The organism is Ferrovibrio terrae (assembly GCF_007197755.1).
Classification (GTDB): Bacteria; Pseudomonadota; Alphaproteobacteria; order Ferrovibrionales; family Ferrovibrionaceae; genus Ferrovibrio; species Ferrovibrio terrae.
Window position 1 is genome coordinate 991,610 of sequence record NZ_CP041636.1, and the last position, 15,134, is coordinate 1,006,743.

Sequence of the window (15,134 nt, forward strand, 5' to 3'; positions counted from 1 at the left end):
CGCCCTAGTCCGGCACCAGCCGATAGCCCACACCGGGTTCGGTGAGCAGCAATTGCGGCTTGGCCGGCTCGCGCTCGATCTTCTGCCTTAACTGCCGCGCGAAGACCCGCAGGTATTGCACGTCGCTTTCATGCGCCGGTCCCCAGACTTCCCGCAGGATGAACTGGTGCGTCAGTACCTTGCCGGCATGCTGCACCAGCAGCTTCAGCAGGTCGTATTCCTTGGGCGACAGCTTCACCGCCTCACCCCGCAGGAAGACCTGGCGCTTCTCCAGGTCAACCTTCAGATCGCCAGTCGTGAAGACCGGTGTGCCGGCACTTGCGCCCACGGTATGGCGCAGGGCCGCACGGATACGCGCCAGCAGCTCACCGGTGCCGAAGGGCTTGGTGACGTAATCGTCTGCGCCGGCATCCAATGCTGCGACCTTGTCGGCCTCGTCGGCACGGACCGACAGCACCACGACGGGCACGGCGCTCCACTCGCGCAGTCGGGCGATCACCGCCTGGCCGTCCATATCAGGCAGGCCGAGATCAAGCACGACGAGATCCGGTTTCTCCAGCGCCGCCAGCCGCAGCCCCTCCTGTCCACCGACGGCCTCGACGATGGCGAAGCCATGCGCCTCCAGACTGACCCGCAGGTATCGTCTGATCTGCGGCTCGTCGTCAATCACGAGTATCTTGGCACCATCAGCCATGCGGCATCGTTTCTCCGCCCGGCCGTGCTTCATCGAATAGGGCCGGCTGCTCTTCCACCGGCAGCGTCACGATCATCCGCGTCCCGCGTCCATCCCTGACCGGACTCTCGGCACGAATCTCGCCGCCATGCGCTTTCAGGATACTGCGGCAGATCGACAGGCCAAGCCCGGTTCCCGCCACCTGCCGGTCGCCTGCCTTCACGCGATAGAACATGTCGAAGACCTGTTCAAGTTCGGCAGCGGGTATGCCGGAGCCGGAATCGGTCACGGTCAGCATGACATGACTGCCATCATGCCGAAGCCGGACATCGACGGGACTGCCCTTCGAGGAATACTTCGCCGCATTGTCCAGCAGGTTGATCAGCACCTGCTCGATCAGGATGTAGTCGACCCGCAGAAGGGGCATCTCGGGGGCGACCTCGATCCGGATGTCATGCCCATGGGTCAACGGGCTGGCCCGCTTCACTGCCGTGGCGACCAGTTCCTCGGGATCGACCCAGTCGAGCCTGGGCTGCATGGCCCCGGCTTCGATTTTCGTCATGTCGAGCAGATTGCCGACGAAGCGGTTCAGACGCTCGGCCTCGTCACGGACGGTTTGCAGAAGTTCGCTGCGCCCCCGATCATCCAGCCGGCTGTCGAAATTCATCAGGCTGGACACTCCGCCGATGATCGAGGCCAGCGGCGTGCGCAGATCGTGACTGATCGACGACAGCAGAGCCGACCGCAGTTTCTCGGTCTCGGCCAAGACGCGGGCTTCCTCGACATCGCGGTTGAGCAGGCTGCGTTCGATGGCCAGCGCCGCCTGTCCGGCCAGAGCATCCAGCAGGCGACGTTCATCCGGACCCAACGCCGGCCGGTCATCCGGGAAGCGGATGCCCAATGCACCCAGTTTGCGCTCGGCGGTGCGCAGCGGCAGGAACAGCCAGTCCGACGATGGCAGTGTGCCGGTGCCGCGTCCGGCCGGCTCGCCCTTTTCCCATGCCCAATCAGCGGCGATCTTGGCCTTGTCGTCGATCTGGTCTTCCGGCGGATAGGCGGCCCGGATACCGAGACGGCCCCCATCTTCAATCATTCTGTCGGGCATCATCACCAGCGACTGTGCCTTGCTGATTGCCGTCACGTGATGCACGACGGCCCAGAGAATGTCGTCTTCCGCTGCCGCGCCCGTCACCATGCGGCTGAAATCGTAGAGCGAGGCCGTGCGCGCTTCACGAACACGCGCTGCCTCCGCCTGTGCCCTGATTCGTGCCGTCAGGTTACTGGTGATCAGGGCCACGGCGAGAAAAACGAAAAAGGTGTAGATGTTCTCCGCATTCGCGATGGTGAAAGTGTAGAGCGGCTGCAGGAACAGGAAATTGTAGCCCAGCACGGCGACCACGGAACTCAGCACGGCCGCCGAATGGCCATAACGGAGCGAACTGAACAGCACGCCGACGAGGATCAGCAACGGTATGCTGGAGCCGGGCAGCCAGTCTTCCGCCAGTTTCACCAGCCCTGTCACGCCAAAGGCTATCGCGGCAGCCGGGATGAGTCCGGCCAGACTGACGCCGGCGAAGCGATCCCGCATGACCTCGAACCACGACTCGGCATCGGACGATCCGGTGATCACATGGATATTGATGCCGTCCCCCAGTTCGACCAGCCGGTCGGTCAGCGTGCCGCGCAGGCGATTGACCAGCCGCGAACGATGGCTGCGGGCGACGACGATCTCGGTCACATTGCGCTGGCGGGCCTGCCGGATGATCTCGCCCGGCACATTGCTGCCGGCCACGGTAACGACCTCGGCGCCAAATTCCTCGGCGAGCGTCAGCGCCCGGTTGATCTGCGTCTTCTCCTTGTCGGACAGGCGATCATGGGCGGGCGTTTCGATATAGAGCGCGATCCACGGAGCCTTGCGACGCTCGGCGATGCGCCGTGCCGTCCGCACGAGTCGCGGCATCAGCGGGCTGGGACTGATGCAGGCCATGATGCGGTCCCGCGTCGGCCACGGCCCGGCGATGGCATGCGACTGCATGTAGGACAGCATCTGGCTGTCGACCTGATCAGCCGCCTTGCGCAACGCCAGTTCACGCAGCGCCGTCAGGTTGCCCGGCGCGAAGAAGTGATGCACGGCGCGGGCAGCCTGATCCGGGACATAGACCTTGCCTTCCTTCAGCCGCTTGATCAGGTCTTCCGGCGGAAGGTCGATCACCTCGATGGTGTCGGCCTGCGCCAGCACACTGTCGGGCACCGTCTCGCGCACCTTCACGCGGGTGATCTGCGCCACCACGTCGTTCAGGCTTTCCAGATGCTGGATGTTCAGCGCGGTATAGACATCGATTCCCGCAGCTCGGATTTCCTCGATATCCTGATAGCGTTTGTCGTGCCGGCTGCCGGGCACATTGGTATGGGCCAGTTCGTCGACCAGCACCAGCTGCGGCCGGCGCTTCAGAACCTCGTCGACATCGAGTTCGTTGAACACCCGGTCACGATAGGCCACGCGGCGCTGTGGCAGCTGCTCCAGCCCACGCAGAAGATCGGCGGTCTCCTGCCGGCCGTGGGTCTCGACCACACCGACGACCACATCCACACCCTCGCGCTGCCGCACATGCGCGGCTTCCAGCATCGCATAGGTTTTCCCCACGCCGGGTGCGGCGCCCAGAAAGACGTTCAGACGGCCGCGCTTTTCCTGCGTGGCCGCCTGAAGCAGAGCGTCCGGTGAGGGCCTGCTGTCGCGATCAGAACGGTCTTCAGCCATTCATCCTCAGGGTGCCCCTGTTCACTTGGGCACGGGTTTCAGTTTATCCAAGGCAAGGTTCAGCGTCAGCACATTGACACCTGGCGCGCCGAAGATTCCCGCCTGCACGGTATGCCGGTCGACCACAGCCCGAACATCGGCCACGGTCATTCCGCGCGCCTCGGCCACGCGGGAAACCTGCCGCGCCGCATTGGCCGGCGAGATATGCGGGTCCAGACCGCTGCCCGATGTGGTGACGGCATCCACGGGAACGGCAGCCGAACCGTCGCGCCCCTTGTAGGCTTCCGCGTCGCCGGCAACCCGCTCCACCAGTGCCTTCGACGTCGGCGCGAGATTCGAGCCGCTGGACGAGGTCGCGTCATAGCCATCCTTGCCGGCCGCCGAGGGACGCGACTGGAAATACTGCGGCGATGTGAAGCCTTGCGCGATCAGCGACGAGCCGATGACCTTGCCATCCTGCTCGATCAGGCTGCCGGCAGCCTGTTTGGGGAACAGGCTCTGGCCGATGCCGGTCATCGCCAGCGGATACAGCAGACCGGTGACCAGCGTGAAGAAGGTCAGCAGGACCAGAGCGGGACGGATATGGGTGAGCATGTTTTCTCTCCTTAAGCCAGACCGAGGGCAGCCACGGCGATGTCGATGGCCTTGATGCCGAGGAACGGCAGGAGGACGCCGCCAAAGCCATAGATCACCAGATTGCGACGTAGCAGCGTGGCGGCCGGCAGCGGACGGTAGCGCACACCTTTCAGGGCCAGCGGGATCAGGGCGATGATGATCAGCGCGTTGAAGATCACCGCCGAGAGGATGGCGCTCTGCGGCGAACTCAACTGCATCACATTGAGCGCGCCCAGCTGCGGATAGGTCGCCGCGAACAGCGCCGGGATGATGGCGAAATATTTCGCCACGTCATTCGCCAGGCTGAAAGTGGTCAGCGATCCACGGCTCATCAGCAGCTGCTTGCCGATCATGACCACTTCGATCAGCTTGGTCGGATTGCTGTCGAGATCGACCATGTTGCCGGCCTCGCGGGCGGCTGCCGTACCGATATTCATCGCAAGGCCGACGTCAGCTTGAGCAAGAGCCGGAGCGTCGTTGGTGCCGTCGCCGCACATGGCGACCAGCTTGCCCTCGGCCTGTTCCCGACGGATCAGCTCCAGCTTTTTCTCCGGCGTCGCCTCGGCGATGAAATCATCTACGCCCGCCTCGGCTGCAATGGCGGCGGCGGTGAGCGGATTGTCGCCGGTCACCATCACCGTGCGGATACCCATCCGGCGCAATTCGGCGAACCGCTCGCGGATGCCGGTCTTCACGATGTCCTTCAGATGGATGACGCCGAGTATGCGGCGGTCGATGGCAACGACCAGCGGCGTGCCGCCCGACTTGGCGATTCTTTCGACGGCCACGGTCAGGTCGGCGGATGCCTGTGTCGCGGCATAGCGCAGCACGGCATCGAAAGCGCCCTTGCGGATCTCACGGCCGTTGAGATCGAGGCCGCTCATCCGGGTCTGCGCCGAAAAGGCGATGAAACTGCCAGCCTTTGTCCGGTCGATCTCCTGCGCCAGACCGTGTTTCTCGACCGCCAGCGCCACGATGGACTTGCCCTCCGGCGTCTCGTCGGCGACCGAGGCCAACAGGGCGGCTTCGGCCAGTTCGCGCTCGGACACGCCCGGCAGAGCGACGAAAGCCGAGGCCATACGGTTGCCGTGCGTGATCGTGCCGGTCTTGTCGAGCAGCAGCGTATCGACATCACCCGCCGCCTCCACAGCGCGGCCCGACTTGGCGATCACGTTATGCCGGATCAGGCGGTCCATGCCGGCGATGCCGATGGCGGACAGCAACCCGCCAATGGTGGTCGGGATCAGCGTCACCAGCAGGGCGATCAGGTAGACCACCGGCACCGGCATGCCGGAATAGATCGCCAGGGCTTCAAGGCTGCCGGTGGTGACGAGGAAGATCAGCGTCATGCCGACCAGCAGCACGGTGAGCGCGATCTCATTGGGCGTCTTCTGGCGCTTGGCACCCTCGACCAGGCCGATCATACGGTCGAGGAAACTTTCGCCGGGATTGACGCTGATCCGCACCTTGATCCAGTCCGACAGCACGCGCGTACCGCCGGTCACGCCCGACCGGTCGCCGCCGGATTCGCGGATGACAGGCGCAGATTCGCCGGTGATGGCCGATTCATCCACCGAGGCGATGCCCTCGATCACGTCGCCGTCGCCGGGGATCGGGTCACCGGTTTCCACCAGAACCACATCGCCGACCCGCAGCGCGGTTGCCGACACCAGCGTGATCTTCCCGTCGGCGCCGATCTTCCTGGCCATGGCCTCGGTCTTGCCGCGACGCAGGGATGCGGCCTGCGCCTTGCCGCGTCCTTCCGCCAGCGCCTCGGCGAAATTGGCGAACAGCACGGTGAACCACAGCCAGGCCGAAATCTGTCCCAGCAGGGCCGCATCGCCGCCGGCAACAAGATCGCGCACGAACAGCACGGTCGAGACGGCGGCAACAGCGGCGGTCACGAACATCACCGGGTTACGCCAGAGCTGGCGCGGATCGAGCTTGACGACGGATTGAGTGACCGCCTCCCGCATCAGGGCGGGGTCGAAGGTTTTCTGACTCACAGCTTTGCTCATGACAATATCCTCAGAAGGTCGTGCCGGCGGCGAGCAGCAGATGCTCGACGATCGGCCCCAGCGCCAGGGCAGGGAAGAAGGTGAGGCCGCCGACGATCAGGATCGTGCCGGCCAGCAGCAGGACGAACATCGGGCCATGCGTCGGGAAACTGCCGGCCGAAGCGGGCGTCGCCTTCTTCGCGGCCAGACCGCCGGCCATGGCGATGACCGGCACTATCATGGCGAACCGGCCGAGCAGCATCGTGATGCCCAGCGCCGTGTTGTAGAAGACCGAATTGGCGGTCAGGCCGGCGAAGGCGCTACCGTTGTTGCCGGCGGCAGACGTGAAGCCATAGAGCACTTCGCTCAGGCCATGCGGACCCGCTGACAGCAGACCGGCCAGACCCGGCTCGGTCACCAGTGCAATCGCGGTGCCGACCAGGATGGCCATCGGCGAGATCAGGATCGCCAGCACCGCCAGCTTGGCCTCGCGCGCCTCGATCTTCTTGCCGAGATATTCCGGGCTGCGGCCGACCATCAGACCCGCAATGAACAGGGTCGCGACGATGAAGAGGGCCACGCCATAGAAGCCCGCGCCGACGCCGCCGACGATCACCTCGCCCAGCATGATGTTGAGCATCGGGATCATGCCGCCCAGCGGCAGGAAACTGGAATGCATGGCATTGACCGCACCGCAGGACGCTGCCGTGGTGATCACGGCAAACAGCGCCGAGGTGAAGCTGCCGAAGCGGACTTCCTTGCCCTCCATGTTGCCCATGGCCGGGTCGACGCCAAGCTGGGTCAGCAGCGGATTGGCGCCGGCCTCGACATGGCCGGCGATCAGCACGCCGGCCACGAACAGCAGCAGCATGGTGGCGAGGATCGCATAACCCTGGCGCTGATCCTTCACCATGCGGCCGAACACATTGGTCAGCGCCGCACCGATCAGGAAGATCAGCAGCATCTGTACGAAGTTGCTCAGCGCGGTGGGATTCTCGAAGGGATGCGCCGCATTGGCGTTGAAGAAGCCGCCGCCATTGGTGCCGAGCATCTTGATCGCCACCTGGCTTGCCACCGGACCCTGCGCGATCACCTGCTGCGCGCCTTCCAGCGTCGTCGCCGTGGTGTAAGCGTCGAAATTCTGCGGCATGCCCTGCCAGATCAGGAAGATCGCGGCAACGAAGGCGATAGGCAGCAGCACACCCAGCGTCGCGCGGGTGAGATCGACCCAGAAATTGCCGATGGTCTTGACCGACTTGCGGGCGAAGGCGCGGATCACCACAAGGGCGATCGCGATGCCGGTGGCGGCCGAGACGAAATTCTGCACCGTCAGGCCGGCCATCTGGCTGAAATAGCTCATGGTGCTTTCGCCGCCATAGGCCTGCCAGTTGGTATTGGTGACGAAGCTGACGGCCGTGTTGAAGGCCAGATCGCTCGGCAGTGCAGGAAGTCCCTGCGGATTGAGCGGCAGCATGTCCTGCAGGCGCAGGATGACGAACAGCAGCAGGAAGCCGGCCAGGTTGAAGACCAGCATGGCGATGGCATAGGCCGACCAGTGCTGTTGGCGGCTGTCGCTGACCCCGGCCAGCGCATAAAGCGGCCGCTCAACGGGACGCAGCCAGCCGATCTCGCCGGAGAACAGCCGGGTCATGTAGAGGCCGATGACCGGCGTGGCGGCCAGAATGATGGCCAGAAACAGGCCAAGCTGGAGATAATCGTTCTGTGTCATGGCCGCCTCAGAATGTCTCGGCCCGCAGGAGGGCGTAGAGCAGATAGACGGCGAGCAGGAGCGCAATGCCCCCGCCCAGGATGAAATCGAAAGTCATGGGATGGCGCTCCTAAAGCCGCTCGCAGAGCAGCGTGTAGGCGATGAAGCCGGCGAAGAGGCCGGCACCGAGGGCGAGGAAAATCAGGTCAGGCATGGGAGACTCCAATGGAGCCTATGGAATAGTCCCAGCCCGCATTAAGCCGCCATGTGGGATGCACCCTGGTGGCATAAGGATTTCATAAAGGCTGCGGCAATAGCTTGAATAAAGCTCCGAAAACACCGGGTTTCGAGCCGGCGGGCACTCACTCGCAACGAGGAGGTCAGGGGTTCGATTCCTTCGTCTCCACCGATTTTCCGCATAATCCCACATGTAGACCCTGTGGGTTATTTGGAAGATTCTGCGCGCGGCCTATTCTCGGCAGAGTTACATCCGAGAGCCTTCCGCCCGTGACAGCCACCCTCGCCATCGACCGCATCGACACCTCGATCTGGCATCCGAAACTCCGGGTGCTTCACGATCTGTGGCGGGATGTTGCGCCAGCGCCGGACCTGCTGCCGGGGCGGCAGCATATCAGCCCCGAACTGCTGAAACCCTGGCTGCCGAATATCTGGCTGATCGACGCGGTCGAGAGTGAAACCGATTACGAAGGCTGCAGCCCGCGTTTCCGCTACCGGCTGGTCGGCACCAAGCTGGTGGAAATGCGCGGCGGCCACAATCCGGTGGGCGAGTGGCTGGATGAGGCCAATCCCGCGCGCCAGAGTCCGAACCCCACGGCGGCCCGCATGCGTGAGGTGGTCCGCAGCCGCCAGCCGAGCTGGCGCCATGGCCTGCCGAACAACCGCCGCATCGACGATATCAAGCAGATCGAGAATCTGTTCCTGCCGCTGGCCAGCGATAGCAACCGCGTCAACATGCTGCTCTGCTGCTCGCTGTATTTCGGCTTCGCCGGCAGGGAACTTTAGGCGCGAGCTTTAGCCGGCGCGCTTACCCGATCTCCAGCACCACGTTGCCGAAGGCGCCTTTCTCGACCGCTTCATGTGCGGCGACGATCTCGTCCAGCGGATAGCGCGCGGCGATTTTCGTCTTGAGCCGGCCCTGCTGCAGCAGTACGCCCAGCTCGGCGATGGCGGCATAGCGCGCGGCCGCCTGCAGTTCGTAGACGACGAAGAAGCGCAGCGTCAGCCCGCGGAACAGCAGGTCGCGGAATGGCACCGGCACGTCACCCATCGCATTCGAGCCGTAGCAGACCAGCGTGCCATGCGGCGCCAGTGCGCCCTTGGCCAGCAGCGGCGCGGTTGAGGACAAATCCATGTCGATGATCGCATCGACGCCCTTGCCGCCGGTCAGCTCGACAACTGTGGCGGCCACATCCTCGCTCTTGTAGTCGATCACATGGGTCGCCCCGGCCTCACGCGCGACATCGGCGCGCGCCTTTGACGCCGTGCCGATCACCTGCATGCCTTTGCCGGCCGCGATCTGCGTGGCGTAATGCCCCACTGCCGAGGCCGCACCCGTCACCAGCACCGTCTTCGCCCCGTCGGCCTCGGCCAGCCGCACGGCATGGATGGCGGTCAGCGCCGGGATGCCGAAGCACGACGCGGTGACGACATCGACTGCCTCGGGCAGCTGCACGGCCTGCGCCGTCGGCAGGGCGATGTATTGCGCCGCCGTGCCCAGCGGCCGCTGCCACTGGCCGTTCCAGGTCCAGACCCGCTCGCCGACGCGGCTGCCCGGCACGCCCTCGCCGACCGCTTCGATCACGCCGGCACCATCGCTGTGTGGAATCACCAGCGGGCCCATCGTGAGCGGCCGGCCGCGCCGGCTTTTCACGTCCGACGGATTGACGCCCGAGGCCTGCAGGCGCACCAGCACCTCGCCAGCCCTGGGCTGCGGCGTCGGCTGCTCGCCGACACTCAGCACATCCTTGGCTTCGCCGTTTTTGCTGTACCAGGCCGCTTTCATGGTCGCTCGCTCCCGTCTTTTGGTTGCGACCAGTCTAGGGCAGGCGTTACAGCAGCGCCACGACCTCAAGCGCATCGTGCCGCACGACGACATGGCGCTCCGGCGGCAGCAGCCGCAGCGGCCCCTCCAGGCCGCCCGTCACATGCAGGGTCTCCACGATCAGGACGCAGCCCACTGCAGTCCCGCCATCGGCCATCGGCAGGGCCAGGCGTTCCGCCGTGACCAGCGTCGCGGAGGTGTCACCATCGGCCGGCAGCGTATAGAGGCTGCGGCAATAGATCGGCCGGCGCCGCTGGATCAGCTCGGCCAGCGTGTCGCGCATATGCCGGATATAGGCGGGATCGGTCAGCTGGCCATAGGCCTTCGCATCCATGCCTTCCGGCATCTCGCGGAACCAGCGGCCGATCTCGCTGCCGACCAGGCGAAACCGGCTGAGGTCGAAATTCGCATTCGTGGTTTCAGCAATGATGAGATGCGGCAGGATCTCGCGCGGAATCGTGGCGACATCCAGCAGGCGGATATCGGGAATGTTGACTGGCTGCGGCAGGCTGCGCCAGAAGTCGCGCGCTGCCTTCAGCACCGGATTGCCTTCGAGGATCATGGGGTCGCGCCTGCCTTCGGGAGACGAAGCTATGCCGTAATCCGGCGACGCGAAGCAGGTTGAGATTTGGCAATGCCGGCGCTGATTTTCGTAGTGACTCGCTACGCTGCCGTTGCGCGCCGGATTAATGCGCGATGCGGCGCTCCAGCCAGGCCTTCACGGCGAGCGTCAGCAGCGCCAGCAGGGTGAGCGTGCTGGCGGCGGCGAAAGCGCCGACCGCGTTATAGTCGTGATAGAGCAGCTCGATCTGCAGCGGCAGCGTGTTGGTCTCGCCGCGCACATTGCCCGACACCACCGAGACGGCGCCGAATTCGCCGATGGCGCGCGCCGCACAGAGGATGGTGCCGTAGAGCAAAGCCCAGCGGATATTGGGCAGGGTCACACGCCAGAAGATCTGCCAGCCGGCCGCACCCAAAGTGGTGGCGGCCTCCTCCTGCTCGCTGCCCTGCGCCTGCATCAGCGGGATCAGTTCACGCGCCACGAAAGGACTGGTGACGAACAGCGTGACCAGGAAGATCGCCGGCAGGGCGAACATGATCTGGATATCGTGCTCGACCAGGAAATCGCCGAACAGGCCCTGGCCGCCATAGAGCAGGATGTAGGTGACGCCGGCGACGATCGGCGAGATCGAGAAGGGAATCTCGATCACGGTCAGCAGCAGCTTCTTGCCGGGGAACTCGAATTTGGCGATCAGCCAGGCGGCGCCGACGCCGAATACCAGATTGACCGGCACGACCGCAATCGCGACCACCACGGTGAGCAGCACGGCATGCAGCGTATCGGGCTGCAGGATTCCGGCAACGTAAGTCGCCCAGCCCTTCGACAGCGCCTGGGTGAAGATCACCACCACCGGCGCGACGATGAACAACGCGGTCAGCGTGACGCCGAGCAGGATCAGGATCAGTGGCAGCCGTGACGGGCTGGCCGCCGCAGGTGCAGAATGAAACGCAGCATCGGCAGCCATGATCAGCCCTTCATCCTGTAGCGCATATGCCAGGCCTGGATCGCATTGGTGACCAGCAGGATGCAGAAGGCGCCGGCCAGCAGCACCACGGCCAAAGCCGCGGCGGCCGGATAATCGTATTCCTCGAGCCGGATGAAGATCAGCAGGGCTGCAATCTCCGTTTTAAACGGAAGATTGCCGGCGATGAAGATCACCGCGCCGAATTCGCCCAGGCTGCGCGCGAAGGCCAGTGCGCAGCCGGTGAGATAGGCCGGGAAGATCGCCGGAAAGACCACCTTGCGGAAAATCGCGCCACGGTATGCGCCCAGCGTGGCGGCCGCTTCCTCGACATCGGGCTGGATATCCTCCAGCACCGGCTGCACGGTGCGCACCACGAAGGGCACGCTGGTGAATGCCATGGCGATGGCCACGCCGATGATCGTATAGGCCACCTTGATGCCGGCCTCGCCTTCGAGGATCTGGCCGTACCAGCCGTTCTGGGCATAGAGCGCGGTGAGTGCAATCCCGGCGACAGCAGTGGGCAGCGCGAACGGCAGGTCGATCAGCGCATCGAGGATGCGTTTGCCGGGAAACTCGTAGCGCACCAGGATCCAGGCCATCAGCAGGCCATAGCCGGCATTGAACAGCGTAGCGAGCGCGGCAGCAGACACCGTGAGCTGCAAGGAGGCCAGCACGCGCGGGCTGGCGAGCAGGCGCAGAAAACCCTCAGGACCGATCTCGGCCGATTTCAGCAGCAGGGCTGCCAGCGGCAGCAGCACGATGATGGCGAGATACAGCAGCGTGCCGCCCATCGCGAGGCCGAAGCCGGGCAGCACGCGCCGGGCTTTCACCCGACGCGCAGGACCTGCATGGATAGCGACCGCTGTCATGATTTACTCAAACCTGCCGGATCAGCGATTCACGAAGACCTGGTCGAGGATGCCGCCCTCGGCGAAGTGATCCTTGGTGGCCTTTTCCCAGCCACCGAACACGTCTTCCACCGTCACCAGCTTGAGCGACGGGAACTGCGCCTTGTACCTGTCCTGCACCTTGGGGTGATGCACGCGGTTGAAGTTCTTCGCCAGGATATCCTGGCCGGCTTCGCTGTACAGGAAGGTCAGGTAGGCCTGGGCGACCTGCTGGCTGCCGCGCTTGGTGGCGACGCGATCGACCACGGCGACCGGGAATTCGGCCAGCACGCTGAGCGACGGCGTGACAAGATCAAAACCCTTGTCGCCATATTCGCGGCGGATGCCATTGGTCTCGGCCTCGAAGGTGATCAGCACGTCGCCGATCTCGCGCTCGACGAAGGTGGTGGTCGACCCGCGGCCGCCGGTGTCGAAGACCGGCACATTGGCCAGCATCTTCTTGACGAAATCCTTGGCCTTGGCCTGATCGCCCTTGTTCTGCTCCAGCGCGAAGGCATAGGCGGCCAGATAGGTGTAGCGCGCATTGCCCGAGGTCTTCGGATTGGGGAAGACCGACTTCACGTCGGCGCGGACCAGATCGCTCCAGTCCTTCACATTCTTCGGATTGCCCTTGCGCACCAGGAAAGCCGGCAGCGAATAGTAGGGCGAGGCGTTGTTGGGGAATTTTTTCTGCCAGTCTTTGGCGACGAAATTCTTGTCGGCCAGCACCTGCACATCGGTGAACTGGTTGAAGGTCACCACATCGGCCTGCAGGCCCTCCATGATCGACCGCGCCTGGCGCGAGGTGCCGGCATGCGACTGCTTGATCTCGATGCCCTGACCCGTCCTGGCCTTCCATTCGGCGGCGAAGACCGGATTGACCTGGGCAAACAGCTCGCGGCCGATATCGTAGGAGACATTGAGGATTTCGGCCGGGGCCTTGTCCTGCGCCATCACCGGCGCAGCGAACAACAGGGCGGCAGTGGCGAGAGAGACGATTTTTTTCATTGTCGTTTGTCCTGTGGGAGAGACGTCTGGGGAAATTAAGCGCTGGCAGCGCGTTTGGCCGTGGCAGCCGCCGCCGGACGATGCGCCGGTTCGAAGATGCGGCCGCGCAGGATTTTCAGCCGCACGGCATCGCCACGCCGCAGCGTGCGACCGCGCACGGCCTCGCGGGTCAGCTCGACCTCGACCGGCTTGTCGAGGCCGGGCAGCGCGATGTCAAAGCGGAAACTCGGCCCGTTGGAGGCGATGTCGCTGATGCGCGCGCCAGACGCCGCATCGGCCACCAGATCGATTTCATGCGGCCGCACGAACAGCGTCACCGCGCCATCGCCGGCAGCCACGCGCTCGACCGCAGACGTATCGGCATGCGGCAGCACCAGGCGGCCATTGTGCAGTTCGGCCGGCAGTTCGTTCACGCCGCCGAGGAAACGGGCAACGAAAGGACTGGCGGGGTGTTCGTAGATTTCGTCAGGCGTGCCGACCTGCTCGATGCGGCCTTCGCCCATCAGCACCACGCGGTCGGCCAGCTCAAACGCCTCCTCCTGGTCGTGGGTGACGAAGATGGTGGTCATGCCGAGCTGCTCATGCAGGCCGCGCAGCCAGCGGCGCAGGTCCTTGCGGATGCGTGCATCCAGCGCGCCGAACGGCTCGTCCAGCAGCAGGACCTTCGGACGGATCGCGAGTGCGCGCGCCAGTGCCACGCGCTGGCGCTGGCCACCCGACAGCTGCGCCGGATACCGCCCGCCCAGGCCCTCGATCTGCACCAGCCCGATCAGCTCGTTCACGCGGCTGCGGATCTCGGCTTCCGCCGGGCGGATATCCTTGGGCTGCACGCGCAGGCCAAAGGCGATGTTCTCGAACACCGACATATGCTGGAACAGCGCGTAATGCTGGAACACGAAGCCGACGCCGCGGCGCTGCGCCTCGAGCGACAGCCAGTCGGTGCCATCGACCTCGACCGCGCCGGTATTGGGCCAGTCGAGTCCGGCGAGAATGCGCAGCAGCGTCGTCTTGCCCGACCCCGACGCGCCCAGCAGCGCGATCAGCTCGCCCTCGGCCACCTTCAGGTCGATGCCGCGCAGCACCGGCACTTTGCCGAACTGCTTGTGGATGTCCTGGATGTCGATCGTCATGGAAATGGCCTGCTGTAAACTGTGCGGCGGAGTTTCCACACAGCTAGCGCAGGCGTCAATGGATTTAAACTGTATTTGTGCGTAATTTATTTTTAGTACAGTGAGTTATTGTTATAACTGATGTCGAGAATTTATACATCTAATTGATATTAAATAATTTTTGACTTCAGACCAGCAGCTCGAACGGGTCATGCCGGACGTCCGTGTCCGGCTCCGGCGGCAGCATACGCAGCGGCCCGGCGCGGAAATCGCTCGCGGTCAGCGTCGCCGCCAGCATCACGCAGCCGACATCATCCCCCCTGTCCGCCATGGGCAGGGCCAGGCGGTTGCAGGTGATGATATTGGGCGGATCGCCCGTGGTCAGGCCGGGCAGCTTGTAGGTGCTGCGACAGTAGACCGGCCGGCGATGCCGGATCAGTTCGGCCAGCAGGTCGCGCATATGCTGCATGTAGGCCTGATTGGTCAGGCTGCCATAAGCGGCGGCATCCATGCCTTCGGGCAGTTCGCGGAACCAGCGCGTGATCTCGGCCCCGGCGAGGCGCAGCCGGCTGAGATCGAAATCGCCCTGGGTGGTTTGCGCGACGATCAGATGCGGCAGCACAGTGCGCGGAATCGTGGCGGCATCGAGCTGCCGGATATCGGGGATGCCGCTGGTCTGGCGCAGGCTGCACCAGAAGTCATGCGCGGCACGGAGGACCGGGTTGTCGTCGAGGGTCATGGGTATCGCCCGAATTACGATACAACGAAACTAAAGCTAGGCGCTCAGACCA

At 64.4% G+C, this 15,134-nt stretch carries 14 protein-coding genes; 1 reads left to right on the forward strand and 13 read right to left on the reverse strand.

The window, feature by feature from the left end:
* Positions 1–4: 4 nt before the first annotated feature.
* From FNB15_RS04760 to kdpF, 6 genes are read right to left on the reverse strand one after another with little or no spacing between them, the layout of a single operon-like run.
* Positions 5–694: a response regulator gene (locus FNB15_RS04760; protein ID WP_144067609.1), complete on the reverse strand. Its 690-nt coding sequence runs from the start codon at positions 692–694 to the stop codon at positions 5–7.
* Positions 687–3,431 (reverse strand): sensor histidine kinase, encoded by a 2,745-nt coding sequence (locus FNB15_RS04765; protein ID WP_144067610.1) that lies wholly within the window; start codon positions 3,429–3,431, stop codon positions 687–689. The genes FNB15_RS04760 and FNB15_RS04765 overlap by 8 nt, the downstream gene beginning before the upstream one ends.
* Positions 3,432–3,452: 21 nt before the next feature.
* The gene (gene kdpC / locus FNB15_RS04770; RefSeq protein WP_144067611.1) at positions 3,453–4,025 is read right to left on the reverse strand and encodes a potassium-transporting ATPase subunit KdpC; all 573 of its coding nucleotides are present in this window, start codon (positions 4,023–4,025) and stop codon (positions 3,453–3,455) included.
* Between the two features lie 11 nt (positions 4,026–4,036).
* Positions 4,037–6,064 carry a potassium-transporting ATPase subunit KdpB gene (gene kdpB, locus FNB15_RS04775; RefSeq protein WP_144067612.1) on the reverse strand — a complete coding sequence of 676 codons (2,028 nt, stop codon included), beginning with the start codon at positions 6,062–6,064 and terminating at the stop codon, positions 4,037–4,039.
* A gap of 10 nt (positions 6,065–6,074) precedes the next feature.
* Entirely contained in the window at positions 6,075–7,772 is a 1,698-nt protein-coding gene (kdpA, locus tag FNB15_RS04780) for a potassium-transporting ATPase subunit KdpA (RefSeq protein WP_144067613.1), read from the reverse strand.
* A 7-nt stretch (positions 7,773–7,779) separates the two neighbouring features.
* Positions 7,780–7,869, reverse strand: coding sequence for a K(+)-transporting ATPase subunit F (gene kdpF / locus FNB15_RS04785; protein WP_144067614.1), 90 nt, complete (start codon positions 7,867–7,869; stop codon positions 7,780–7,782).
* 389 nt (positions 7,870–8,258) lie between these two features.
* Here kdpF and FNB15_RS04790 point away from each other — a divergent pair, with 389 nt between their 5' ends.
* Positions 8,259–8,774 (forward strand): PAS domain-containing protein, encoded by a 516-nt coding sequence (locus FNB15_RS04790; RefSeq protein WP_144067615.1) that lies wholly within the window; start codon positions 8,259–8,261, stop codon positions 8,772–8,774.
* Between the two features lie 22 nt (positions 8,775–8,796).
* Here the strand turns inward: FNB15_RS04790 and FNB15_RS04795 are convergent, their stop codons facing one another.
* The 7 genes from FNB15_RS04795 to FNB15_RS04825 all read right to left on the reverse strand — a co-directional run bounded on the left by FNB15_RS04795 (position 8,797) and on the right by FNB15_RS04825 (position 15,082).
* A complete protein-coding gene (locus FNB15_RS04795) occupies positions 8,797–9,774 on the reverse strand; it encodes an NADPH:quinone reductase (protein ID WP_144067616.1) in 978 nt (325 codons plus the stop codon).
* A gap of 46 nt (positions 9,775–9,820) precedes the next feature.
* The gene (locus FNB15_RS04800; RefSeq protein WP_144067617.1) at positions 9,821–10,375 is read right to left on the reverse strand and encodes a PAS domain-containing protein; all 555 of its coding nucleotides are present in this window, start codon (positions 10,373–10,375) and stop codon (positions 9,821–9,823) included.
* Between the two features lie 124 nt (positions 10,376–10,499).
* The gene (gene cysW, locus FNB15_RS04805; protein ID WP_144067618.1) at positions 10,500–11,339 is read right to left on the reverse strand and encodes a sulfate ABC transporter permease subunit CysW; all 840 of its coding nucleotides are present in this window, start codon (positions 11,337–11,339) and stop codon (positions 10,500–10,502) included.
* A 2-nt stretch (positions 11,340–11,341) separates the two neighbouring features.
* Positions 11,342–12,208, reverse strand: coding sequence for a sulfate ABC transporter permease subunit CysT (gene cysT / locus FNB15_RS04810; RefSeq protein WP_144067619.1), 867 nt, complete (start codon positions 12,206–12,208; stop codon positions 11,342–11,344).
* Between the two features lie 21 nt (positions 12,209–12,229).
* Positions 12,230–13,234, reverse strand: coding sequence for a sulfate ABC transporter substrate-binding protein (locus FNB15_RS04815; protein ID WP_144067620.1), 1,005 nt, complete (start codon positions 13,232–13,234; stop codon positions 12,230–12,232).
* Positions 13,235–13,269: 35 nt separating this feature from the next.
* Positions 13,270–14,364 carry a sulfate/molybdate ABC transporter ATP-binding protein gene (locus FNB15_RS04820; RefSeq protein ID WP_144067621.1) on the reverse strand — a complete coding sequence of 365 codons (1,095 nt, stop codon included), beginning with the start codon at positions 14,362–14,364 and terminating at the stop codon, positions 13,270–13,272.
* 166 nt (positions 14,365–14,530) lie between these two features.
* Positions 14,531–15,082 carry a PAS domain-containing protein gene (locus tag FNB15_RS04825; RefSeq protein WP_144067622.1) on the reverse strand — a complete coding sequence of 184 codons (552 nt, stop codon included), beginning with the start codon at positions 15,080–15,082 and terminating at the stop codon, positions 14,531–14,533.
* Positions 15,083–15,134 lie beyond the last annotated feature (52 nt).

What these genes read in the sequence shown, in the direction of transcription:
- FNB15_RS04815 (WP_144067620.1), bottom strand. Translation starts at nt 13,234, where the DNA reads ATGAAAAAAATCGTCTCTCTCGCCACTGCCGCCCTGTTGTTCGCTGCG.
- FNB15_RS04820 (WP_144067621.1), bottom strand. Translation starts at nt 14,364, where the DNA reads ATGACGATCGACATCCAGGACATCCACAAGCAGTTCGGCAAAGTGCCG.
- FNB15_RS04765 (WP_144067610.1), bottom strand. Translation starts at nt 3,431, where the DNA reads ATGGCTGAAGACCGTTCTGATCGCGACAGCAGGCCCTCACCGGACGCT.
- FNB15_RS04760 (WP_144067609.1), bottom strand. Translation starts at nt 694, where the DNA reads ATGGCTGATGGTGCCAAGATACTCGTGATTGACGACGAGCCGCAGATC.
- FNB15_RS04800 (WP_144067617.1), bottom strand. Translation starts at nt 10,375, where the DNA reads ATGATCCTCGAAGGCAATCCGGTGCTGAAGGCAGCGCGCGACTTCTGG.
- FNB15_RS04795 (WP_144067616.1), bottom strand. Translation starts at nt 9,774, where the DNA reads ATGAAAGCGGCCTGGTACAGCAAAAACGGCGAAGCCAAGGATGTGCTG.
- kdpA (WP_144067613.1), bottom strand. Translation starts at nt 7,772, where the DNA reads ATGACACAGAACGATTATCTCCAGCTTGGCCTGTTTCTGGCCATCATT.
- FNB15_RS04825 (WP_144067622.1), bottom strand. Translation starts at nt 15,082, where the DNA reads ATGACCCTCGACGACAACCCGGTCCTCCGTGCCGCGCATGACTTCTGG.
- kdpC (WP_144067611.1), bottom strand. Translation starts at nt 4,025, where the DNA reads ATGCTCACCCATATCCGTCCCGCTCTGGTCCTGCTGACCTTCTTCACG.
- cysT (WP_144067619.1), bottom strand. Translation starts at nt 12,208, where the DNA reads ATGACAGCGGTCGCTATCCATGCAGGTCCTGCGCGTCGGGTGAAAGCC.
- cysW (WP_144067618.1), bottom strand. Translation starts at nt 11,339, where the DNA reads ATGGCTGCCGATGCTGCGTTTCATTCTGCACCTGCGGCGGCCAGCCCG.
- kdpB (WP_144067612.1), bottom strand. Translation starts at nt 6,064, where the DNA reads ATGAGCAAAGCTGTGAGTCAGAAAACCTTCGACCCCGCCCTGATGCGG.
- kdpF (WP_144067614.1), bottom strand. Translation starts at nt 7,869, where the DNA reads ATGACTTTCGATTTCATCCTGGGCGGGGGCATTGCGCTCCTGCTCGCC.